Source organism: Ruminococcus sp. 1001136sp1 (genome assembly GCF_039841815.1).
GTDB classification, from domain to species: domain Bacteria; phylum Bacillota; class Clostridia; order Lachnospirales; family Lachnospiraceae; genus Blautia_A; species Blautia_A faecis.
Genome location: NZ_JBDPGY010000006.1, coordinates 143,260 through 167,215, shown reverse-complemented (window position 1 = coordinate 167,215; position 23,956 = coordinate 143,260). Strand labels below are relative to the sequence as shown.

General features: G+C 42.8%; 18 protein-coding genes. All 18 read right to left on the bottom strand.

What is annotated here, in order from left to right; genetic code table 11:
* Positions 1–3: 3 nt before the first annotated feature.
* Positions 4–1,257, bottom strand: coding sequence for an ABC transporter ATP-binding protein (locus ABHC48_RS07330; RefSeq protein WP_270430752.1), 1,254 nt, complete (start codon positions 1,255–1,257; stop codon positions 4–6).
* A 118-nt stretch (positions 1,258–1,375) separates the two neighbouring features.
* A complete protein-coding gene (locus tag ABHC48_RS07325) occupies positions 1,376–2,191 on the bottom strand; it encodes an ABC transporter permease (protein WP_173773102.1) in 816 nt (271 codons plus the stop codon).
* Positions 2,192–2,201: 10 nt separating this feature from the next.
* A complete protein-coding gene (rfbC, locus tag ABHC48_RS07320) occupies positions 2,202–2,756 on the bottom strand; it encodes a dTDP-4-dehydrorhamnose 3,5-epimerase (RefSeq protein WP_118579668.1) in 555 nt (184 codons plus the stop codon).
* Between the two features lie 180 nt (positions 2,757–2,936).
* A complete protein-coding gene (locus ABHC48_RS07315) occupies positions 2,937–4,514 on the bottom strand; it encodes a GH25 family lysozyme (RefSeq protein ID WP_270413527.1) in 1,578 nt (525 codons plus the stop codon).
* Between the two features lie 260 nt (positions 4,515–4,774).
* Positions 4,775–7,360: a L,D-transpeptidase family protein gene (locus ABHC48_RS07310; protein ID WP_347505330.1), complete on the bottom strand. Its 2,586-nt coding sequence runs from the start codon at positions 7,358–7,360 to the stop codon at positions 4,775–4,777.
* A 32-nt stretch (positions 7,361–7,392) separates the two neighbouring features.
* Complete coding sequence (locus ABHC48_RS07305) at positions 7,393–7,656, bottom strand: HPr family phosphocarrier protein (protein WP_118579680.1); 264 nt, start codon at positions 7,654–7,656, stop codon at positions 7,393–7,395.
* Between the two features lie 77 nt (positions 7,657–7,733).
* On the bottom strand, positions 7,734–9,029 hold the full coding sequence (locus ABHC48_RS07300; RefSeq protein ID WP_148461731.1) for a CdaR family protein: 1,296 nt from the start codon (positions 9,027–9,029) through the stop codon (positions 7,734–7,736).
* The gene (cdaA, locus tag ABHC48_RS07295; RefSeq protein WP_118579686.1) at positions 9,007–9,894 is read right to left on the bottom strand and encodes a diadenylate cyclase CdaA; all 888 of its coding nucleotides are present in this window, start codon (positions 9,892–9,894) and stop codon (positions 9,007–9,009) included. Before cdaA ends, ABHC48_RS07300 begins: the two co-directional genes overlap by 23 nt.
* Before the next feature lie 44 nt (positions 9,895–9,938).
* On the bottom strand, positions 9,939–11,057 hold the full coding sequence (locus ABHC48_RS07290; RefSeq protein WP_347088706.1) for a hypothetical protein: 1,119 nt from the start codon (positions 11,055–11,057) through the stop codon (positions 9,939–9,941).
* Entirely contained in the window at positions 11,054–11,488 is a 435-nt protein-coding gene (locus ABHC48_RS07285) for a hypothetical protein (protein ID WP_195992027.1), read from the bottom strand. Before ABHC48_RS07285 ends, ABHC48_RS07290 begins: the two co-directional genes overlap by 4 nt.
* 92 nt (positions 11,489–11,580) lie before the next feature.
* Positions 11,581–12,321: a ComF family protein gene (locus ABHC48_RS07280; RefSeq protein WP_173719278.1), complete on the bottom strand. Its 741-nt coding sequence runs from the start codon at positions 12,319–12,321 to the stop codon at positions 11,581–11,583.
* Positions 12,218–14,494, bottom strand: a complete 2,277-nt coding sequence (locus ABHC48_RS07275; protein WP_173771118.1) for an ATP-dependent RecD-like DNA helicase — start codon at positions 14,492–14,494, stop codon at positions 12,218–12,220. The genes ABHC48_RS07280 and ABHC48_RS07275 overlap by 104 nt, the downstream gene beginning before the upstream one ends.
* A gap of 219 nt (positions 14,495–14,713) precedes the next feature.
* Entirely contained in the window at positions 14,714–15,703 is a 990-nt protein-coding gene (locus tag ABHC48_RS07270) for a rod shape-determining protein (protein ID WP_347505326.1), read from the bottom strand.
* A 210-nt stretch (positions 15,704–15,913) separates the two neighbouring features.
* Entirely contained in the window at positions 15,914–18,751 is a 2,838-nt protein-coding gene (gene uvrA / locus ABHC48_RS07265; protein ID WP_347505324.1) for an excinuclease ABC subunit UvrA, read from the bottom strand.
* A 193-nt stretch (positions 18,752–18,944) separates the two neighbouring features.
* On the bottom strand, positions 18,945–20,081 hold the full coding sequence (gene hemW / locus ABHC48_RS07260; RefSeq protein ID WP_195477722.1) for a radical SAM family heme chaperone HemW: 1,137 nt from the start codon (positions 20,079–20,081) through the stop codon (positions 18,945–18,947).
* 56 nt (positions 20,082–20,137) lie between these two features.
* Positions 20,138–20,569, bottom strand: coding sequence for a hypothetical protein (locus ABHC48_RS07255; RefSeq protein WP_173718896.1), 432 nt, complete (start codon positions 20,567–20,569; stop codon positions 20,138–20,140).
* Between the two features lie 101 nt (positions 20,570–20,670).
* Entirely contained in the window at positions 20,671–22,479 is a 1,809-nt protein-coding gene (gene lepA / locus ABHC48_RS07250) for a translation elongation factor 4 (RefSeq protein ID WP_330382770.1), read from the bottom strand.
* Positions 22,480–22,626: 147 nt separating this feature from the next.
* The gene (locus tag ABHC48_RS07245; protein ID WP_272066927.1) at positions 22,627–23,874 is read right to left on the bottom strand and encodes a stage II sporulation protein P; all 1,248 of its coding nucleotides are present in this window, start codon (positions 23,872–23,874) and stop codon (positions 22,627–22,629) included.
* Positions 23,875–23,956 lie beyond the last annotated feature (82 nt).

Here is a 23,956-nt window from a genome sequence, read left to right as displayed (position 1 = left end):
TTATTATTCCTCTATCCACACTTTGGAATTCATATCGTAGAATCCAACTGTATTTTTGGAAGAAACCACAGTTATGTTGCATGCATCATATAAACGATGGAATACGGTAAAATCTCCATTCCGATAACCGGTACATCCAAAGGAGAGAAGATATTCCCCGCCCTGCATATCCATTTTCTGCTCAAAAACCACTACACACTCATCCCCTGCGTCTGTGTGTTCCACATTCACACCTTCATACATAGTGTTGGTTCCTGTGATCTCAGTTCCCTGAATATTCTTGAACGTGAAAGCCATAATAGGCTGCTGAATGCTTTCATGAAAATGAATGCGCATTTTAATCTGAAATTTAGACCCCTTCTCGATCGTGTTGGTCTGAAGTCCCTTGGAATCCATTACAACGAAGTCTGTGATCTCAGCCTGTTTTTCCCCATACTCCAATGTGTTCGGGTTCACAAGGAATCCCTGTTTCCAGTCTTCTTTCTTTGTCTCTGAGCCTTCTGCCTGTTTCACCGGATCCTGATGTACCAAAAGCTGCTTATACATGTCTACCATAGCTTTAGGCGTACCCTCGTCCAGCATGACACCCTGATTCAAAAGAATAACACGATCGCAGTATTTGGAAATGCTTCCCAGGTCGTGACTTACAAACAAAATAGTTTTGCCCTGTTTCTTAAATTCCTCAAACTTATGATAGCATTTCGCCTGAAAAAATACATCACCTACAGAAAGTGCTTCATCCACTACCAGGATCTCCGGATCTATGTTGATAGCCACAGCAAAGGCCAGGCGTACAAACATACCACTGGAGTAGGTCTTTACCGGCTGATGGATAAAGTCACCAATATCTGCAAAACTGAGGATTTCATCCAGCCTTGCGTTGATTTCTTCTTCGGAAAAGCCTAACATGGTACCATTCAGGAAAATATTTTCCATACCAGAATATTCCGGATTAAATCCGGCTCCCAGTTCCAGAAGAGCCGAAATTCTTCCATTTACGGTTACGGTTCCGGCTGTAGGAGCCAGTACACCGGTAATAATTTTCAGAATAGTGGATTTTCCGGAGCCGTTTGTTCCAATAATACCAACGCATTCTCCTTCTCCAATATCAAAACTAACATCCTTAAGTGCATAATGCTCTTTATACAGCTTCTTACGACTAAGCCCCAGAGAATCCTTCAGGCGGTCCAGTGGTCTGTTATAGAGCTTATACATCTTGGACAAATTTCTTATTTCAATGGCGTTTTTACTTTCCACGTTGTTTCCTTTCTTTTCTATCCGCTTTGTAACTGCTCAGTTCCTCTACAGTTCTGTACTTCATCGAACATGCCTTCTTCGCTGAATACATTTCGATTCATAACTGCTTTTCTCCTATTTACAGAACATCTGCAAAATGAACCCGAAGCCGCTTAAAGATCCAGTTTCCAAACAGGAAGCAGCAAATGGCAAATATCCAGAAATATAATGTCCAGACTGGTCTTTCGAAGAACCAGCGCTTGATAATAAATGCGTCACGATATCCTGATACAATATAAAATACAGGATTCAGCTGAAGAATTTTGTATAGAAGGCTGTTGGCACCGATCATGCTCTCTGACACCCACATAATAGGAGTCAACCATACTCCAACCTGTAATCCGATACCAATAATCTGGTTCAGATCGCGGAAAAGGACTGCAATTGCGCTGGTAGCATAGCAAAGTCCCAACACAAGAAAAAAGACGCATGCACTATAATACAATATCTGAAGGTAGTACCAGTCAGGAAATCTTCCGTTACATATATAAAGAATAATTGCCAGTAGTACAAAAAAGCCATGTACAAATAAAGCGGAAATTATTTTTACCACTGGAAGGACGCTAATGTTGAACACTACCTTTTTTACAAGGTAATTATATTCCAGAAGCGAATTGGTACCTCCGGAAAGCGCATCAGAAAAGAAAAACCAGGGCACAATACCAGCTACCAGATAAAGCACAAAAGGGACTCCCAGTTCATCTGTGTTGGACCGGAACCCCACTGAAAATACAAACCAGTATACCAGAATTGTTACCACCGGCTGAACGAAAGCCCAGAAGGTTCCAAAATAAGAACCTGCATATCGGGTCTTGAAATCATTTTTTGCCAGTTTCATAACCAGCCGGCGGTTTTTATATAAATCCGCCGGCAGGGAAAAAATAGACTTAAGCATTTACAGTCTCCTATCTGTTAAGTTCCTTAAAGCTGCCCCATTTCTGATCCTTGTCAGAGAAGATCAGCTCCATACCTTCCGGAATCGGCCACTGTACATTGATGTCCGGATCATTCCAGATCAGACCGCCCTCATCGTTTGGATGATAAAAATCGGAGCATTTATAAGTAAACTCAGCATTCTCAGAAAGAACCAGAAAGCCATGTGCAAATCCTTTCGGAATAAAAAACTGTTTCTTATTCTCTGCTGAAAGAACAACTCCGTACCATTTTCCATAAGTTTTGGAGCCCTCTCTTAAATCTACAGCCACATCAAACACTTCTCCGTTTACTACGCGGACAAGTTTGTCCTGTGGATAATGAAGCTGGAAATGGAGACCGCGAAGAACACCATAACGTGAGCTGGACTGATTATCCTGTACGAATTCTACGTCAATTCCTGCCTCTTTGAAGTCATTGTAATTGTAAGTCTCCATAAAATAACCTCTAGAATCTCCAAATACGGTTGGCTCAATTACTTTTAATCCTTCAATATCATCACAATTTGTTACTTTAATTTTTCCCATTTTCTTTTCTCCTTATTTATCTTTCATTTTATATTCAGTCAAATTTACAGTCTTATCGACTTCTTAAAGCATGTTTGAAAAAGTTTTTCTGCAAGATGTGTGTCACAATTTATGGGAGATTTTTCAAACACGCTCTAATATACATGATTCCGTCTGATAAATCAAGATTATTGGTTGCGGTTACTGTTCATCCAATCTGTACTGTTTGGTACATACACCATTTTTGTTAAACACGGAAACGAGTCCATCTGCACTGGTCAGGCTCACGTTCTGCGCACGTACTCCTGCGCCGGCACCCGTTCCGCGGTAGAAATAATATTTTTTTCCTTTGATGGTGTACCAGCCCTTATAAGCCTTTCCATTTTTTCCAAAATAGTAAGTATTCTTCCTGCCATTCTCTGTGAGGGTGATAAACTTGTTCTTTGCACGGTAACCTTTACTTCCAAAATAGTAAATGCTGCCGTTAGCTGCTACATATTTGTAATTCTTTTCCATGGCAAAGGATGTAGTGCTGAAATAATAATATTTCCTGCCCACCTTGCGCATACCTGTCAGGGCTTTGCCATCTGCTCCGAAATAGTAGGTCTTGCCTTTCTTTGTCACAACTTTATTTTCTACACGTACACCGTTTTTGTCCACGTAATAAGCAGTGCCGTCTTTCTTGATCAGCTTGCTTTTATATAAGTGTCCGTCTACGGAACTAAAGCAGTAATACTTGCCATCAATTTCCAGCCAGCCTTTGGCCTTTTTATCATTTGTGTAGTAATATTTTCTGCCTTTAACAGTGGTCCAGCCATTCTTGTGAAGCTTGGGATCTGAATATAAAGGCTGTTTTGCAGGGGTATAGCCTTCCTGAGAATTCCATCTGGGAACAACCTTGGTTGTATAATCTACATAGCCAAAGTTCAGATCCACATTGTTCTCTTTGGGAACTCCACTGATCAGCTTCTTGGTACTGATCATACCTGGAACTTCATCACCAGCTGTGCACTGCCAGATGGTGTATTTGTATTTGCTGGCGCTCGGTGCAAGAATTGTATCTCCGTAGCTTGCAATCCAGACATCCAGACCGGAGCCTTCCAGAACGTTCCAGTCTACAAAATTATTATACCAATTCAGATTCATGTAGAGAATTGGTGTATATCCTGCCTTGCGAATCTCATCACAGAATGTGAGAGCTATCTGGGAAATTTCCTTTCTAGTCAAGGTTCCCAATGTAGCTTCATCTTCCAGGTCAAAAGCTACCGGATAGGAAACCTTATGTCCCTGCATCTGACGAATAGCCAACTGCGCTTCAGCAAGTGCTTCTTTGTTTGTCTTGGCAAGACTGTATACATAAGTTCCTACCGGCACATCTGCTGCTTCTGCCTCAGTCATATTATAGTCATAATAATCATCCAGATGTCTGGTTCCATAGGAAATACGCACAAAGGCAAAATCCAGATCTTTCTTGGCTTCCTTCCAATTGATCTTTCCCTGCCATTCTGAGATATCCATACCTCTGGTAATGGCTCCTTCTACTTTCTTTCCACTTCCATTGTAGCAGACTCCATCAATTTTGTGCCATGCCTTTGAGCTTGTCTTGGAAGAGGAATCTCCTACACTTGGTGCCAGATGCGCATCTGGTGAAACATTTTCAATATTATATGGCTTATTTCCTGCATTGGCACTTACATCTGCAGTTGGTCCTGCAATTATTGCAGTTCCAAGCATAGCTGTATATAAACCGGCAGACAGCCATTTTTTCCATTTTCCCATATCTCCTCCTGATAAACAGTTTCAGGTTACAATCCTTACCGGACCAGTAGTGTTTACCGTTTTCCCTTATTCGCTTGTTTCTTACAAGATGTTAAAAATGTGTTACTTTGTTATTATACAGTTTCCATTTTCAAATTTCAATGTTATTCTCCAAAACAGTAAAAAGGTGCCTTAAAATCATCAAATCTGATAATTTTAAGACACCCTTTTTGGCTTTTTATGTCGTTTTTTTATCAACAACTATCTTTCAGAGTAAGCTATTAAGCTGCCGGATCGGTCGGATCATAGTATCCGCCATTCTTAGTTCCCTTCAGCGGTGTAATTGCGCGACGTCCCAGCGGTCCTTTGAATACTTCGTCAGATTTATAGATTCCATCGAAAATATAAATAGTGGAACCATTGCAGTTCTCATATACCCATTTTGCATCAGCAACACAGGTACGGATACAGCCATGGGAAGCCGGGCTTCCAAGCTTAAGATATGCACTAACCGGCAAATTATAGCTGTTTGCTGAGCCGCATGCAATAGAGTGGACGAAAATTCCGCCCTGACCAGCACCATCTACATGAGTACCATACTGTCCCCAGGACGGTCCCATAAGCGCCTGCCATCTGCTGTATCTTGTCAGTTTATATCTGCCTGTCGGAGTATCTGTTCCAGGATTGCCTACTGAAACACGAATGGTCTTAACCGGAATTGTACGGTTCGCATCTGCATAAATTGTCATAACACCATTTACACGGTCCACTTCAACTGTATATCCGGATTTGTAAATATTTGTCACGTCATTGATTCTGTAACCATTCTTATCAAAATAATACAGCTTACCATCAATCCACTTGGATTCATTTTGCACAAAGCCCTTCTTATCCGGGTTAATGTAACGAACCAGATTCTGGGAATTGTCTACAACCACCCAGCCTGTAGTGAACTTACCAGTGGCATCTACATATCCGTATTTTTTGCCTTTCTTCACGAATGCATTCTTCACAAGACTCATATTCTTGAAGTAATACCAGTTTCCATCAATCTTCTGCCATCCGCTCTTGCGAAGTACACCCTTAGAGTCTGCAAAATATGTTTTTTTCTTGTAAACAAACATTTCATTCTTAACCATCTGGCCATTTCTTGTATTAGATGTAGATGGTTTAAAGAAATAACTCTTGCCATTGATTACGGTAACTCCGCTGGCAAGTCTTCCGTCAGCTTTGAAATAATATCCGTTTCTCAGTGTATTGGCATAATGCTTTCCTTTTTTATTGAACAGGAACCAGCCATAGAATTTCCCCTTAGAGGTGGTTACTTTCTGCCATCCGGTTTTCTTCACAATCCGGCCAGCAGTAGAACCAAAATAGTACATTCTGTTTCCAGCCCCAGGACAGCGGTGCCATACCTTTTTCCATGTTGCTCTTGCACCGGTTTCTGTTACATAATATTGTTTCTTTTTATAAGTGACAATACGCTTCTTATAAATGCAACCATTCTTATCTGTCAGATAATATTTGCCATCTGTGGCTTTCTTCATAGTCTTCTTAAGAAGATAGCCATTCTTATCGATCAGATAGGAATTTTCCGCATCTTTATGTCCGTCAAGATCTGTTACAATAACGCCATGAACCATAAGCTGTCCAATCTTACTGCTGTCCAGCTCACCGGAATCATAATATTTCCACTGCTCACCGGCTGTTCCTACAAAACTCTTCCATCCATCACGGTACATCTTTCCTGGAATTTCCTGATCTGTTTCTGCTGGCTGGAAGTAGTACTGTGCAGCTACTCCGTTTACTGTCAGAGTAACATCCCCTGTACGTGGTGTTCCATTCTCATCCAGACAATAATACTCATCATTGATCTTATAATATCCTGTATATGTATTATTTGCCTTGGCGGCTTCATCCAGCTGTGCGGTGGTTAATGCCTTACCATCTGCGCCATAATAATGGAAGTTTCTGCTTTCTTTGTTCCACAACCAGTAATCCTTCTTCATCTGACCAAGTGTGGTCTTCCACGGTACCAGTGCAGCACCCTGTCCATTATATTCTGTATATGCCTGTGCACTATCGGAAGCTGTAAAATAGAATTCACCAACAGCCCCATTTGCACTCTCCGTTCCAGCTAAAGTCTTAATGCCGGTAACCAGAAATCCATTGGCATCAAACAGATAACTTCCTGTATGAACTGCTCCAGCCTCGTTTCTTGTAGTAATCTCTACAATTCCATCTGCCGCAGTATAATATTCAGCCTGAGCAGTTGTTCCTTCAGCCTCTACACTTTCCGTACCTGCTGCTTCGCCATTCTCCTGGACTTCATCAAAAGCCTGAATCTCATCAGAACCAGCCACATTCTGAGCCTCAGCAGCTGCACTTACAGCTGATTTCTTCTTGCGAAGCTTAAAACCATCAGCTGTCTGCTCCCATTCTTTCCAGTCAAATACTCCGTCTGAATTATCTGCCTGCACTTCCTGAGTCCCATCCAATGTGCCTTCAGGAACAGCTTCAAATCCATCTACCGGAGCAGTACTTCCATTCTCCTCCACTGTTTCACCTGAAGTAAAGCCATCGGAAAAACCATCTGTACTTTCTCCTGAATTTTCACTGTCTGTATGTTCTTCCTTGTCCTGGCTTTCCTGTGCCTGCTGCTCCTCAGCTGCTGCCGTATCCGCAGGTGCCTCTGTATCCTCAGACGGCTGTACTGCTTCTGCTCCGTCTTCTGTTTGCACATCTGCTGCCTGTTCAGATGTAAATCCGGATTCAAATCCGCTATCCAAAGCTGCGGCTGGAACTTCCAGACCCATGGACACACTTAACATAATCCCTAAAACTGCGGCTGCTACTCTCTTTTTCACTTTTATGCCTCCCTATTGTAACGTTGTAAATCTTATTCTCCTAAACCATTGTTGATAACAGTTACAAGATTTCTTAAAGCCTCTGTTTCGTCCTCGCCTTCGCAAAATATAGTAATCTCATCACCACATTTCACACACGCGCCCAGAACACTGAGCACGCTTTTGGCATTGGCAGACCCCTGACCATACTGAAATGTTATAAGAGATTTATATTTCATAGCTTCCTTACAAAGAATGCCTGCCGGTCGTAAATGAAGGCCGGAAGGATTGTTCACCCTTACTTTCTCACTTACCATAATTTCTCTCCCTTATTGCTGCTGTTCTCTGGATCCATGGCAATATATTTTGCCAAACGTTATCCGTAAACAACAGCTCATTCATTATTAGTATCTGAATTGGAAACTTCTGATATAGTCACATCTGCAACCACATCATCCAGAAGTTCAAATCCCTTAGGCAGCTTCACAGTCACAGGGATCTGATAGCTTCCTACTTCCATATCCTTCAGATCAACAGAAGCTTTCACTTCGTCAAGATTAAAGTCATCAAGCTCTCCAGCTGTTGCTTTCACGCGGATTTCAATCTTATCTGTTCCAAATGTTACCAGAAGATTATCAGCAAGGTTATCTACCGTAACCTGATTGGAGGGAAGACCATATGAATGACTTCCAATAGGTAAAATACTTACCTTCACCCAAACGTCCTCACTGGTTCCGCTTGTCAGCTTCACATCCTCAGGAAGCACATCTTTCAGACTGACTTTCTTCTCAATATCAGTTGTCTCTCCTGTAATATCAATATCAGTACCGCCTATCCAGATCGTGTTGTCATTCTGCTTCAGAGTCTCCAATGCCTCATCTGTTCCCGCAATACTTACAGTATCCGGAACAGTAGTCACACTCTCCACCTGATAGCCATCTGCCGGCACACCTACATAGTCCGCACCAATATTAACGCCTGTGCGAATCTTCCAAAATTTAGTTGTAACAACAACTTTGGTATTATCTATGGTGAGATAAGCCATTCTTCCGGCAAGACTGTCCTGATTCTTATCAATAATATTCAGTTCTGCCTCTTCGGAAAAATCCTTTGTTCGGCCATCAACATCAACGGTCGCATTTACTTTGTCAATTTTATTCACAAGAGATTTCGGACCTGTAATTTTAACTTTCTCCGGACTTGCAGTCTGGGAACCAACCTCGTAGCCCTTGCCCGGCTGGCTGGAACCGTAATTTACATTAACCAGAAACTCCTGTGTTACTTTTTCTTCCAGTCTGACACTGAGATACTGTGGTGTCACTTTAATATTCTCGGGGCTGATTCCCGGACAGGAGGCAGTGATTGGAACCATAACCGGATCTGTATCAAGGCTTCCTGCCTGCTGCAGATCTGCCGTCAAGGTTATATTGGTCTGAGTAATCCTGGAAAGAAGTCTTCTCTCTCCTGTGATTGTAACCCTTATAGGATCCGGATCATCATCCTGCATACACATCATGTTTGCACTATCCACATAAGCCGTATTCTGGAGTTCTACATTTTCTCCGGCAATGGTGATACTTTTACTGGATACCGGATTGTCCACATTTACCACAATAAACCAGATCAGAAATCCGATGAAAACAGACATGATCTTCAAGGTAAAATTCCTAGTCAGCTTTGTCTTCTTCATGTCTCATTCTTCCTTTCAACAGATGACGCAGTTTACTGTTAGTTACAACCTTTTTATTCTGAGCCTTGATCAATGCAGATCTCAGTTCAGCACTGGTAAGACCTCTGCTGAGCTGTCCGTTCTGGGCCATGGACACCTGCCCGGTTTCTTCTGAAACAATAATTGTCAGGGAATCACTTACTTCACTAATTCCCACACCAGCTCTGTGTCTGGTTCCAAGCTGTTTGCTCAGCTCCATATTGTCGGAAAGAGGCAGATAACAGGTAGCTGCTACAATTCGATTCCCACGCACCAGGACAGCGCCATCATGGAGTGGTGTATTATGTTCAAAAATATTGATCAGGAGCTGACTTGTAAGAACTGCATCCACATTGATTCCTGTGCGCTCATATTCACTTAAGCGGATATTCTGCTCAATGACGATCAATGCGCCAGTTCTTACTTCTCCCATGTCAAAACATGCCTTCACAAGCTCATTGATTGTTTTATCTGTAAACCTTTCCTGTACCTCTTTGCCGGCATCCAAAGGGAAAATAGAAGCCATAAACTTCTTCTGTCCCAGCTGCTCCAGCATTTTCCGAAGTTCTGGCTGGAAAATAACAACAACACTGGTAAGAAGTATAGTAGAAAGATTCTTAATGATCCAGAGGATCGTATTCATTTTCAACACATATGCAAATAAAATAAAAAGGAGTACTATCAGAATTCCCTTCAACAGAGTATAAGCGCGGGTAAACTTGATCCACACCATAAACTGATAGATAAAGAAGGAAATCAGGGCAATCTCCAGTATGTCTGTTACTCCCAGACTGGGCAGGGAGAGTTTTGACAAATATCCTGATAATCTGACTGCCATATCCTGCATAGTGTACTCCTTTCTTTGTTACCATTCACTGCCAAGCAGTAACCTTAAAGATCTTTAAGAGATTCTTCAAGCTTTTTTTCAAAATCAATATCCTTAGCAGCAGGTTTCTCTGCCTGTCTTGGCTTTCTGTCTGCTGCTGGAGAAGCTTTCTTTCTTTTAGGCTTCTCATCCTGTCGGAAGATTGGATTGGCATAAGTACCAGAGTTGTCCTCTGCCTTGCGCTCTTCACGAACAGGTTCTGCATTTATTTTCTTAATACTTCTCTCGGAAGTTGCAACAGAAGCCTTGGGAACTGCTTTTACATAATAGAAGTACTCATCATCCTCATACTCCAGACGCTCTGCACGGCTGTAATCTCCTCCAAATGCAAAGAACTCAAGCACAAGTGCCAGGAGAACAGCTGCAATCGTACAGATCAGAAGCGGAACCATTGCAACAGTTGCATTCAGGTTCATTCCAAAACTTCCAACAAGCATTATAAACACATAGGCAACACCGCCTGTAATAATAGATATCCTCCATGCATGATCAAAAGAGCGGGTACGGATCAGATGTACCAGAAGGATAACTGCTACAAAAGCAACAACTGCAATCCACATTCCCCAGTTCTGTACCAGACCGTCAGCCATGATCTGCAGCTTATCTGTCATCTCCAGATCCGGATTCACAAGAATTGTTGACTGTGATCTTAAAAAACGGATAAAATAATACATAACCACACCGCAGCCAGCCGGAATTGCAGATAAACTACTCTCCATAAGTCCGCTTCCAATAGGAAGTAATGCCGGAAGGCTGAATGCAAAGGAAAGCGGTGTAAATACAAATGTTACATTCTGTTCACCACTGAACCTCAGGAAAAAGATCAGCATCAGAAGGATCAGAACGAGCATAAATGCCGCAATTTCAATTCCAAGTGCATAACTGTGAACAAGGATCAGCACAAAACCAATGTACATCATAGCGGAAGACGGCAAAATGGAACAGATCAATGCCAGGATCAGTACTAAAAATACATTATTCAGGCGAGACATATATCCCATATTCGCATTGATCCACAGGAAATAAACCAGTGCAAGAACAAACCTCATCACAGGCAGGATATACATTTCATACTGTCCGTATATTTCTTTTATTTTCTGCTTTAACTCAAGTAATGCTGTCATTTTCTATATCCTCCTGACATTTCACGTCCTGCGAATTTCTTTTCTTCACGAGTATAGATTTTCTCTAATTTCGTCAGCTGAGTGTAATACTGTTTTACACTCTTCTTCGCCTTATGGTACTTCACAGTGTACTGGATATATGTCAGCACAGAATATAATACCAATATTCCTATATATCCCCCCAGGGCTACAACTCCAAGAGAGATCAGATCCATCTTGTGCACATTATCCAGCAGATATTCCAAATTATACGCTGCAATTACAGCCAGTATCAATCCATATCCAATTGTTACAAGAAAGAAATTCTTAATCAGCGCCAGACCAATATAGTCACTCCTGTAGTACTTGCTTACCGGAAGATACTTTCTGCCTTCCTGTTTCTCATATACAGCAAGCTGATCCATTATCTTTACTTTTTCTTCGTTTATCATAAATGGCTCCTTATGCGTTTCTTTTAAAGCTGAAAAGCTATACTCATACAGGATGATTGTATCATATATCCCATGCCATGAAAAGCATTTTTTTACCTGTTGTTTCCAATACACAGCGTGAGAAAATATACATGGGATGCTCCCTTTTCCAACAGAAGCTTTGCCAGCACATCCATAGTACTTCCAGTAGTATATACATCATCAATAAGCAAGATACGCATTCCTGCAGGATTTCCTACAACCTGAAAAGCTTTTTGAAGATTCTTCTTTCTTTCAGCCGCATCCAGTTTTTTCTGTGATCGGGTAGCATGGCACTTTTTTAGAATAGCAGTATCTACAGGAATCCCAGCATAACGGGACAGTTCTTTCGCCAGAAGTTCAGCTTGATTAAACCCTCTTATGCGCTGCTTTCTTCTATGAAGCGGAACCGGAATGATTATCTGCGGCTTCCATAATGCAAGCATATCTTTTCCGTAGATATACAATGCTTTTCCATAAAAGCGGCTGTATTCCTGACAACCAAAATATTTATATTTCATTATAGAGTATCTCATCCGGTCATCATAGAGAAAAATCCCGCGTCCCTGGTCAAAAGCGCCTGGATGGGCGCCGCAGTCCCTGCAGTATTCTTCATCTCCATTTACCGGTTTTCCGCATTTGTAACACCGTGGCCCCGATACAGGTCTTAAATCTCCGGCACAGTCCAGACAGATCAACTGATGGCTGTTCCTAAGAATCCTGTGACACAGAGGACACCGTCTTGGATACAACAGATCCAGAAAGTTCCTGTATCCTTGCCCAAAGAGAGCTGTAACGTTTCTGTTGCTTCTCATTGCGGATCATCTCCCCGAAAGTCTCCTCACTTCCAACTACAGTAACACATTTCCGTGCTCTTGTAACACCTGTATACAAAAGATTGCGGTTCATCAGCATCTTGGGGCCGGAAAGGAGCGGCAGAATAACTGCCGGATATTCTGAGCCCTGAGATTTATGTATGGTTATAGCATAGGCAAGTTCCAATTCTTCCAGCTGCTTAAAAGAATAGTCAGCGAAACGGCCATCCTCAAATTCCACAGTGGCAGTCTCTGCAAATTCATTGATTTCCTTCAGAATGCCAGTATCTCCATTAAATACGCCCACCCCTTCTTCTACAGGAATTCCGTATTTCCCCCGGACTTCCCATTCCAGCTGATAGTTGTTCCGAATCTGCATAACCTTGTCTCCCTCACGGAAAAGCCGGTCTCCAATTTCTTTCTCTTTTTTACCTGATTCTGGTGGATTCAGGTATCTCTGTAAGATCTGGTTCATCCTCTCTACGCCCAGAAGCCCCTTTCGCATTGGAGTCAGAACCTGTATTTCAAAAGGTCTTGCATCCACATACTTCGGCAGTTTCTCCTGAATCAGTGCGATGACCACGCGGATAATAATATCGGCATCATATCTCTTCAGAAAAAAGAAATCGCGGCTTTTGTTATCAAGGGAAACCTGCTCTCCGTTATGGATCTTGTGTGCATTTACTACAATATCACTGTGAGAGGCCTGCCTGAAAATTTTCTTCAGTTCTACTACTGGAAAAACGCCGCTTTGAATAATATCCCGCAGCACATTTCCAGGACCTACACTTGGCAGCTGGTTCTCATCTCCTACCAGAATGATCCTGGTTCCCGCAGTCACCGCAAGAAGCAGTGAATGCATAAGAAAAATATCCACCATAGACATCTCATCAATAATGATTACATCTGTATCCAGCGGATTCTCTGCATTCCGTTCAAAATGAACACCCTGAGACTCTCTGCCATCCTCATCCGGCACACCGTTCAATTCCAGAAGCCGATGTATTGTCTGTGCTTCATAACCTGTAGCTTCTGTCATTCGCTTGGCTGCGCGTCCTGTAGGTGCTGCCAGACGAAGAGTTGCGCCTTCGCCCTCGAAAAAACGAATAATTGCATTGATCGTGGTAGTTTTACCGGTACCTGGTCCTCCTGTAAGTACAAAAAGGCCATTTCCAGCAGCCTCTACAACAGCCTTCTTCTGCATTTCCTCCAAAACAGTACCTGTTTCTTTCTCAATCTGGGCAATTCTTCGCTCCATCATCTGCTCATTCTGTGGATAACGGATATTTAATTCAGTGAGCATTCTTGCTGTATTCAGTTCCAAGCGGTAATACTGGCTTGGATAAACCAGTACCTCTCTGTCATTCTCTTTTAAAACAACTTTCCGGTCAATTGCCATATCCATCAGATGTTTCTCCATATAAGAAACATCTACCTGAAGCAGCTGGGAAGCTCTGTCAAACAGTTCGTCCTTCGGAAGATATACATGTCCTTCCCCTGAAGCCTGGAGAAGAGTATACATCATACCGCTGCGGATCCTGTAATCTGAATCTGCATGTATACCAATACGTGACGCAATGGTGTCTGCAATTTTAAAGCCAACTCCCGAGATATCATCTGCCAGACGATAGGGATTCTCCTGAAGCACACTGTATACGGACTGACCATATTTCTGATATATCTTTGCTCCAAGATTCAGGGAAATGCCATATTTCTGCAGAAACATCATGGCTTTTCGCATATCTGCCTTCTCAGTCACCTGTACTGCAATCTCTCTGGCTTTCTTCTCACTGATTCCCTTGACTTCCGCCAGCCTTTCCGGTTCTTCTTCCACTATTCTAAGGGTATCCTCGCCAAAACACCGCACAATTCTGGCAGCAAGTGCTGCACCTACCCCTTTAATCGCTCCGGAACCCAGATAACGTTCCATAGCCTGGGTGTCCTCTGGTGCCTTTTCCGCATAAGACTGGATATTAAATTGTCTGCCGTATATATGGTGCTGGGAAAACTGTCCCTCAGCTTCAATGGTCACACCCTGTGTAACGTCAGGAAATGTTCCTATACAAGTCAGCTCTTCCTCTGAATCCGCGGTCTTAAGAACCATAACTGTATATCCATTTTCATCATTGCGGAATATGACATGATCTATATAGCCTGTAACTTTCTCACTCATTTGTTCTTCTCCTGCCGCCAGCACTAACCAAAGGGCACTGCTAGAATGTGTTTGAAAAAGTATTCCCGCAATCTGCACGCCCCACTTTGCAGAAAGCCTTTTTCAAACACGCTCTAGAACGCAGTACCCTTTTCATTATAGTTTACATAATATTTTATCTTTTGCAAAACAGAATAGCCAAATTATATGTTACTGTTTACGCTTTTCAAAGCAATCAGATTATTCTTCCATCCTGGTAATTACTTCCGCATATTTACCGGTTCCCACCACAACCGCAGACATAGCATCCTGCACAGTCAGAGTGCTTACGCCGGTCTTCTGCTCAATGAGGGTGTCCATTCCATGGAGCAATGCTCCGCCACCTGTGAGAACAATTCCTCTGTCTACAATATCTGCAGCCAGTTCCGGTGGAGTTTTCTCAAGCACTCCGTGCACAGTCTCCGCAATCTGATTGGTAGCATCCCTCAATGCAATACGGATTTCTTCTGAAGTCAGAGTTACAACCTTGGGAAGTCCGGTGATCACATTTCTGCCTTTTACCTCCAGCATCCGCGGAGATGCTTCCTGGCAGGCAGTTCCGATTTTTATTTTTATGTTCTCAGCGGCCTCTTCCCCAATAAAAAGGCTGTGATTTTTTCTCACATAGCTCATGATTGCCTGGTCGAAATTATCTCCGGCAACCTTTACGGAAGCAGACACAACAGAGCCAGCCATGGAAATCACGGCAACATCAGTGGTTCCGCCTCCTATATCCACGATCAGATTACCAAAAGGCTTCGTCACATCTACTCCGGCACCAATTGCAGCTGCAATCGGCTCTTCCACAAGAAACACTTCCCTTGCTCCGGCCTGATAAGTAGCTTCCTCTACTGCCTTTCTTTCAATCTCTGTGGTTCCGCTGGGGATACAGATACTGATTCTAGGCTTTCGAAAGGCATGGCGACCCATTGCCTTGGAAATGAAATACTTCAGCATCTTCTCCATAACCGTATAATCTACGATCACTCCCTGGCGGATTGGCCGGATTACTTCCATATTTGATGAAACATGTCCGGTCATCTGTCTGGCTTCCTCACCGATTGCTTTTATTTTCTCTGAGTTCTTATCATAAACCACTACAGACGGCTCACTGACTACCAGCCCCCGTCCAGTGGAATATACCTGACTGTTTCTGGTTCCGAGGTCAATTCCAATATCACTGGCAGGCATTAAATTCCCCTTTCTCTCAAAACACTTTGTCACACTTTCTCTGCAAGAATTGTGCCGTAAATGATTACCATTCATATTCCGAACTGTAATCATAAACACCACATTCTGCAGATGTGACTTTATAATTGTCTCATAGATTTTTCATAATTAATAGTCTTCGTACCATTATAAACAAAAATGCTTCAATTGGAAAGAGGTTTATTATCAGAATCACTTCAAATATTTCGCAACATAACGTCCTGTATAAGAAGCTGGATTCTTCGCCACTTCTTCAGGTGTTCCCTTGGCAACAACTGTTCCCCCGCCATCTCCGCCTTCCGGTCCGATATCAATTATATAATCAGCGGTCTTGATCACGTCCAGATTGTGTTCAATTACAACAACCGTATTTCCACCATCCGAAAGTCGACGCAAAATCTCCACCAGTTTCTGAACATCTGCAAAATGCAATCCGGTGGTAGGCTCATCCAGAATATAAATAGTCTTACCTGTACTGCGCTTACTCAGCTCTGCAGCCAGCTTAATACGCTGTGCTTCTCCGCCGGAAAGAGTGGTGGAAGGCTGTCCGAGACGAATATAAGAAAGACCGACATCATATAAGGTCTCTATCTTCCTTCTGATGGATGGAACGTTCTCAAAGAACGTCATTGCCTCCTCAACTGTCATATTCAGTACATCGTAGATGCTCTTATCCTTATACTTCACTTCCAGAGTTTCCCGATTATAGCGCTTACCCTTGCAAACTTCACAAGGGACATAAACATCTGGCAGGAAGTGCATTTCAATTTTAATAATACCATCACCACTGCAGGCTTCACAGCGTCCGCCTTTTACATTAAAGCTGAAGCGCCCTTTCTTATACCCCTTTGCCTTGGCATCTGCTGTAGCAGCAAAAAGATCTCTGATCTGGTCAAATACGCCTGTATAAGTAGCAGGATTAGATCTTGGTGTACGGCCAATTGGAGACTGGTCAATGGCAATTACCTTATCCAACTGGTCTATTCCAATAATATCATCATGCTTTCCCGGGATCACGCGGGCCCTGTTCAGATCTCTTGCAAGATGTTTGTAAAGGATTTCATTGATCAGAGAACTCTTTCCAGACCCGGAAACACCTGTAATACAGGTCATAATTCCAAGAGGAATATCCACGTCTATATGTTTGAGATTATTCTCTGCCGCCCCCTTAACAGTCAGATAACCGGTAGGTTCCTTTCGTACTTCCGGAACCGGGATTTTCAGTTTTCCGCTGAGATATGCTCCTGTAATGGACTTCGGATTCTGCATAAGTTCCTCAGCAGTGCCCATTCCAACAAGCTGTCCACCATGTTCTCCTGCGCCGGGTCCGATATCTACAATACAGTCCGCTGCGCGCATAGTATCCTCATCATGTTCAACCACTATAAGACTGTTTCCCAGATCTCTTAGGTGCATCAAAGCTCCAAGAAGTTTATCATTATCCCTCTGATGCAGACCAATACTTGGCTCATCCAGAATATAGGCAACCCCGACAAGGCCGGAACCGATCTGGGTAGCAAGACGGATTCTCTGTGCCTCCCCGCCTGACAGAGTGCCGGTGGCACGTGCCAGGGAAAGGTACTCCAGACCTACATCTGCCAGGAACCCCACTCTGGCTCTGATTTCCTTTAGTATCTGCTTTCCAATAAGCTGCTGCTGTGGAGACAGCTGCATTTCTGCCAGAAATCTCTTCAGCTTATCAATGGACATATTGGTAATTTCATAAATATTCTTATCCGCTACCGTGACCGCAAGTGACTCCTTCTTCAGTCGCTGTCCCTTACATGCTTTACACGGAGTGATCTGCATAAAGCTCTCGTATTCCTGTTTCATAGATTCAGAGCCAGTCTCTTTATAGCGCTGTTCCACATTCCTTATAAGGCCTGGAAAAGCCACATCATAAACACCCTCTCCGCGCTGTCCCTTATAATAAACCTTCACAGAATGTCCGCCTGTTCCGTACAGAATAATATCCTGTATCTTCTTGGGATAATCTTTAAAAGGTGTATCCAGATCAAAACCGTATTCCCTGCAAAGGGCATTCAGAATAGCATTGGTAAAACTGCTCTTATCTGTGCAAGACTGCCAGCCCATCACTACAATAGCCCCTTCAGAAATGCTCAGGGATTTATCCGGAATCATAAGATCCGGGTCAAATTCCATCTTATAACCAAGACCAAGACACTCCGGGCAGGCCCCAAATGGATTGTTAAATGAAAAACTTCTTGGCTCGATCTCATCAATACTGACTCCACAATCCGGACAGGAAAAGCTCTGGCTGAAATTCATATAATTTCCATCCATAGTATCCACCACAGCCAATCCATCAGCCAGATTCAATACTGTCTCAAGAGAATCTGTAAGTCTTTTCTCAATTCCAGGCTTCACGATCAGACGGTCTACAATAATGGCAATCGTATGTTTAATATTTTTGTCCAGGGTAATCTCCTCGGAAAGTTCATACACATTTCCATCGATTTCCGCACGCACATAACCGCTGCGTCTGGCCTGATCCAGTAATTTCGCATGGGTACCCTTGCGTCCTCGTACTACCGGAGCAAGAAGCTGAATCTTGGTACGTTCCGGCAATTCCATGATCTGATCCACCATCTGGTCTACTGTCTGCTTGGCGATCACCTTGCCGCATTTCGGACAATGTGGAATACCAACACGGGCGTATAAAAGACGGAAATAATCATAAATTTCTGTCACCGTCCCTACTGTGGATCTGGGATTGCGGTTAGTAGACTTCTGGTCAATAGAAATAGCCGGTGGAAGTCCCTCTATGCTCTCCACATCAGGCTTCTCCATCTGGCCAAGGAACTGTCTGGCATAGGAAGACAGAGATTCCATATATCTTCTCTGCCCTTCTGCATAGATCGTATCAAATGCCAGTGAAGACTTTCCTGATCCGCTTAAGCCAGTAAGAACTACAAACTTATCTCTGGGAATATCCACACTGAGATTCTTCAGGTTATTCTCATTGGCTCCTCTGATTCTGATAAACTGTTTCTTATTCTCTGCTGCCATCTGTTCCTCCATTTCTTAACCGGAAAGCACCGGCTGTAACTCCCTGTATCCTGATCTGATCCGGAATCCTCCGGCTCAGACATTTCTTAATGTGTTCTTCAAGAATATCACAAGAACATTTGTTCGTCAACCATTTCTAAATTCTTTTCCGACAAAACTTACAGCAGGTTACTGTTCACTCCGTTCACAGTAACTACAGCAGAAACTCTGCCATCACTGCATTACTCACATGAATGCCTTCTCTTGACAAAAATATCCTGCCGCTTTCTTCCAACAGCAGTCCCTGTTTCTTATATTTTTTCAGAACTTCTCCATATATATTCTCTATTGCAGTGCCGAAATACTCCTGAAATTCCTTTTTGGACACGCCCTGTGTCATACGAAGTCCAAGAAACATAAACTCTGCCATCTCATCTTCTCTTGTAAGAAGTTCCCTGTTTTTTCGAATTTTTTCTGGTGCACTGCTGTTTTTCAGATATTCCTGCATATCAGCAGTATTGGAAAAACGCTCCATTCCCAATAAGGAAGCCGCTCCAAGCCCCAGCCCCAGATAATCCTTTCTCTGCCAGTATCCTTCATTATGTCTGCATTCATACCCTGCTTTTGCATAGTTGGAAATCTCATACTGATGATAGTCATACTCTTTCAGAACTGCAGCAACATCTTCATACATGCGGTATTCCGTATCTTCATCAGGCAAATCCAGCTTTTTTCTGAAAAAAGGTGTGCCCTCTTCAATAATAAGACTATATGCTGAAATGTGCTCCGGGCCAAGTGCCGCCACTGTCTGAAGATTTTCTATCCAGCCGTCATAACTCTGTCCCGGAATAGCAAACATCAGATCCACATTTATATTGGAAAAGCCAGCCGCTCTTGCCATCTGAAAGCTTTCCAGAAACTGTGCATAATTATGAATTCTTCCAAGCATAGCCAGTTCCTTATTGTTTGGCGACTGTAAGCCAATGCTGATCCGGTTAATTCCGTATTTTCTGTAAATAGAAAGTTTCTCAGGCGTCAATGTTCCAGGATTTGCTTCAATCGTTACCTCCGCATCCGCCGAAAACAAAAAATAATCTCTCAGCCCCTGTAAAAGCTTTTCCATTACATCACATTCCGGCACAGAAGGTGTTCCCCCGCCAATGAAAACTGTATCTACCGGACGTTTTTTCAGATTCTTTGAAACCGTCTCCATTTCCCGTAAAAGTGCATAAATATAAGCTTCCTGCCCGGCCCTGGTAGAGGGACCTGACAGGAAGTCACAATAATCACATTTCTTTATGCAAAACGGGATGTGAAGGTACAATTCCAAACCATTCTTCTTTGTTCCCATTCTGATTTTCTCCACATTGTTTATTTTCTTCTGTTTACAATGCTGTTTCTGTAAAATTAATCTCCACTACCGGTCTCAGTTTCTTCATCTGTTGAATTTCCAGTAGCATCACTGCCGCTGTCAGACGAATCTGCAGCAGTCTGCTCTTCTGAAGAGCCGCTCTTACTGCTGCCTGCAGCCTTTCCCTCTTCTTTTTGAACCAGATACTCATTCACCATAGTCACGCTTCCGCTTTGCGCTACCGCATCTTTATTTACCTGGCGAGGTACCGGCGTAGGTGTTGCTGTAGGAATCGGCGTGATCTTCATTACGCCCTGCGACTCTGCGTCTGGTGCTTTCACCGTTTTCTTCCCACATGCACAGCTGCCTGCAAAAATTACGATCACCAGCAGGATCACTGTCAAAATCCCGCCCTTGATCCACTGTTCCCTGTCTTTTTTATAACTTCTCTTTATTCTTCTTGTCAGAATACGTATCTTAGCTTTCATCGGATACCTCCGCGTCTGATGCCAGCTGGCATATATCTTATGTCAATCAGTCACACTCAGACACCTTTATTTATTGCTTTTCACCACAGGATTGACAACAATTAATTTTCATCCAGTTTCAGTACGCTCATAAATGCTTTCTGCGGAATCTCTACGTTTCCAACCTGGCGCATTCTCTTCTTACCTTCCTTCTGTTTTTCCAGAAGTTTCTTCTTACGAGAAATATCACCGCCGTAGCACTTGGCAAGAACATCTTTACGCATAGCCTTAACCGTCTCTCTGGCAATGATTTTGCTTCCGATTGCGGCCTGGATCGGAATTTCAAAGAGCTGACGCGGAATCTCATCTTTCAGCTTCTCGCACATCTTGCGGCCTCTTTCATAAGAAGTATCTGCATGCACAATAAAAGAAAGGGCATCCACTTCTTCTTTATTTACCAGAATATCCAGTTTCACAAGCTCACTTCTCTCATAACCACAAAGTTCGTAATCCAGAGACGCATATCCTCTGGAACGAGATTTCAAGGCATCAAAGAAATCGTAAATAATCTCATTCAATGGAAGCTTATATTTCAGAAGAGCTCGTGTCTCTTCCATATATTCCATGCCAAGATACTGACCACGGCGCTCCTGGCAAAGATCCATAATGGCACCGATAAATTCTGTAGTTACCATAATCTCAGCATTCACGATTGGCTCTTCCATATATTCGATCTCAGATGGATCTGGAAGATTGGTCGGATTTGTCAGATCAATCACTTCGCCGTTTGTCTTGTGTACTTTGTAAATAACGCTTGGAGCTGTAGTAACAAGATCCAGGTCATATTCACGTTCCAGACGTTCCTGAATGATTTCCAGATGAAGCAATCCAAGAAATCCGCAGCGGAAACCAAATCCAAGAGCAACAGATGTCTCCGGCTCATAGAATAAAGAGGCGTCATTTAACTGCAGTTTCTCCAAAGCATCACGAAGATCCCCGTATTTCGCTCCGTCAGCCGGATAAAGGCCGCAGTAAACCATTGGATTTACTTTCTTATATCCAGGCAAAGCCTCCTCACATGGACGGTTATTGTCCGTAATAGTATCACCAACACGAGTGTCTCTTACGTTCTTAATGCTGGCGGTAATATAACCTACCATTCCAGCTGTCAGTTCCTCACATGGAATAAACTGCCCAGCTCCAAAATACCCAACTTCCACAACTTCTGCCACAAATCCAGTGGCCATCATACGGATGGTTGTGCCTTTGCGGACTTTTCCATCTACCATTCGGCAGAAAACAATGGCACCCTTATAAGAATCATAAATGGAGTCAAAAATAAGCGCCTTCAGCGGTGCATCCGGATTTCCTGCAGGTGCCGGGATCTTAGCCACTACCTGCTCCAGAACCTGATCTACATTCAGACCTGTTTTTGCAGAAATCTGCGGTGCGTCCTGGGCTTCAAGTCCAATCACATCCTCAATTTCATTGATAACACGCTCTGGCTCTGCACTTGGAAGATCAACCTTATTGATTACTGGAATAACCTCAAGATCATGATCCAGTGCCATATAAACATTTGCCAGCGTCTGCGCTTCAATTCCCTGTGCAGCGTCAACTACAAGGATGGCACCGTCGCAGGCTGCAAGGCTTCGTGAAACTTCATAGTTAAAATCCACATGTCCAGGTGTATCGATCAGATTGAAAATATACTCTTCTCCATCTTTTCCATGATATACCGTGCGGACAGCCTGGGATTTGATGGTAATTCCACGTTCTCTCTCCAGTTCCATATTATCCAGAACCTGGGCCTGCATTTCCCTCTCAGTCAAAAGTCCTGTCATCTCTATAATTCTGTCGGCCAGTGTAGATTTACCGTGGTCAATATGTGCAATAATACAAAAATTTCGAATTTTACTCTGGTCTGTCATTCCAGACATTCCTCCTCTGGTTATGCTATACTGTTTATTCTATCAAGAGATTATAGCACAGATTAAATCTGTTTGTCACTTCCTTTTATATGGTTCCTGTTCACTCCGTTCACAGTAACGTTCTTGACGGGATAAATTATATTATTTTTATCCTGTTCCGCAGCCCTTTAACACTCTGTTCAAAATGTCTGCAAAGGGTTCCATGGCGTTTTTTACTTCCTGCACCGTATTTGTCTGGGCACCGGCTTCCAGAAGCAGGGCTCTTTTTCGTAAATGAAGATTGTAGCGCAAGCCCGCCAGGTAAATCCCTCTGTAAAAATCAGGATAATACAACGCCGCCTGATATTCCAGCTGAAAAGAAAAAGCAAGATTGTCCTGTATGTAAGGATTGGGCAAATAAGAAACCTTCCCCTGGGCATTCGTGTAGCTAAGGCCATTATAAAAAAGAATCTGCGCAGTATCTTTTCCGTTTATTTCAGTTACCAGCCGTCTGTCTTCATCGATGCCATCTCTGTGCAGATCAATAACCACCTCCACAGACGGATTTTCTTCCAAAACCTTTTCTACGTAATCACAAGCATAATTATAGGCCTTATTCCGATCCAGTTCTCCGCTCATCATATCAAAAGCTTCTTTTATATGGATCACCTGATAACCATATTTTTCTGACAGCAAACTGGTCAGATAATTTCCAACACCCACAATCGTATCTTCCTCTTCTCCTTCCCTGGAATCGGAAAACGTTTCCTGGGAGTGACTGTGATAAATTAGAATCTGCGGCTCCAACGGTCCATGACTCAAGGAAAAATCCTCTGCCAGAAATTCAGCAGCATTTATTTTTACGGCAGATGCATCTGTGTTCTCATCTACAATGTAAAAATTGTTCATTAGATAATCGTAATCCGACAGCTTGTCTCTGGACAGATCCAGAATTGGATGCGGGAGAACGATGTTAGACTGAGGAAGGGTATTTGCAGGCTGAGTTTCTGAATTTAAGTGATTTTCACTATTTTCTATGATTTCTGACATCTCAGAGTTATCTTTATTTTCTATTTTATCTGTATTATTTATTTTTTTACTTTCCTCAGAAACACTGCTGTTTTTTTCCAGATTGGCTTCCTTGGATTTCTTTGCATTTTCCTCTCGCAAATTACGCTCATTCTCTGCAACTTCTTCTAAATATGCTCCATTTCTCTTCCCAATCTCAGCCAGAGTTTCCCCATCCATTTCCATCCAGGTTTCCTGTGCTTTTTCCTCTGTAAAATAATAGAACGGAAACTGCCTGTACACATTATGCACAATTTCCCGCATGGAAAAAGGTCCTGGCAGCATAGCCAGAACCGCAAAAAAACACAGACAAAGAAACACGCAGAAAACCTTCTGGACTTTTGTCACGAAATCACCTCTTTAAGGTTATCCTATGACAGATTTTTCCTCCGTATGTTTCTTTTTTTAGGCTAACTTTCCATATTTTCAG

Excerpts from the sequence above, each read along its gene's own strand:
- ABHC48_RS07325 (WP_173773102.1), bottom strand. The coding sequence starts at position 2,191 with ATGCTTAAGTCTATTTTTTCCCTGCCGGCGGATTTATATAAAAACCGC.
- rfbC (WP_118579668.1), bottom strand. The coding sequence starts at position 2,756 with ATGGGAAAAATTAAAGTAACAAATTGTGATGATATTGAAGGATTAAAA.
- ABHC48_RS07315 (WP_270413527.1), bottom strand. The coding sequence starts at position 4,514 with ATGGGAAAATGGAAAAAATGGCTGTCTGCCGGTTTATATACAGCTATG.
- ABHC48_RS07305 (WP_118579680.1), bottom strand. The coding sequence starts at position 7,656 with ATGGTAAGTGAGAAAGTAAGGGTGAACAATCCTTCCGGCCTTCATTTA.
- ABHC48_RS07300 (WP_148461731.1), bottom strand. The coding sequence starts at position 9,029 with ATGAAGAAGACAAAGCTGACTAGGAATTTTACCTTGAAGATCATGTCT.
- cdaA (WP_118579686.1), bottom strand. The coding sequence starts at position 9,894 with ATGCAGGATATGGCAGTCAGATTATCAGGATATTTGTCAAAACTCTCC.
- ABHC48_RS07290 (WP_347088706.1), bottom strand. The coding sequence starts at position 11,057 with ATGACAGCATTACTTGAGTTAAAGCAGAAAATAAAAGAAATATACGGA.
- ABHC48_RS07285 (WP_195992027.1), bottom strand. The coding sequence starts at position 11,488 with ATGATAAACGAAGAAAAAGTAAAGATAATGGATCAGCTTGCTGTATAT.
- ABHC48_RS07280 (WP_173719278.1), bottom strand. The coding sequence starts at position 12,321 with ATGAGAAGCAACAGAAACGTTACAGCTCTCTTTGGGCAAGGATACAGG.
- ABHC48_RS07275 (WP_173771118.1), bottom strand. The coding sequence starts at position 14,494 with ATGAGTGAGAAAGTTACAGGCTATATAGATCATGTCATATTCCGCAAT.
- ABHC48_RS07270 (WP_347505326.1), bottom strand. The coding sequence starts at position 15,703 with ATGCCTGCCAGTGATATTGGAATTGACCTCGGAACCAGAAACAGTCAG.
- uvrA (WP_347505324.1), bottom strand. The coding sequence starts at position 18,751 with ATGGCAGCAGAGAATAAGAAACAGTTTATCAGAATCAGAGGAGCCAAT.
- hemW (WP_195477722.1), bottom strand. The coding sequence starts at position 20,081 with ATGGGAACAAAGAAGAATGGTTTGGAATTGTACCTTCACATCCCGTTT.
- ABHC48_RS07255 (WP_173718896.1), bottom strand. The coding sequence starts at position 20,569 with ATGAAAGCTAAGATACGTATTCTGACAAGAAGAATAAAGAGAAGTTAT.
- lepA (WP_330382770.1), bottom strand. The coding sequence starts at position 22,479 with ATGACAGACCAGAGTAAAATTCGAAATTTTTGTATTATTGCACATATT.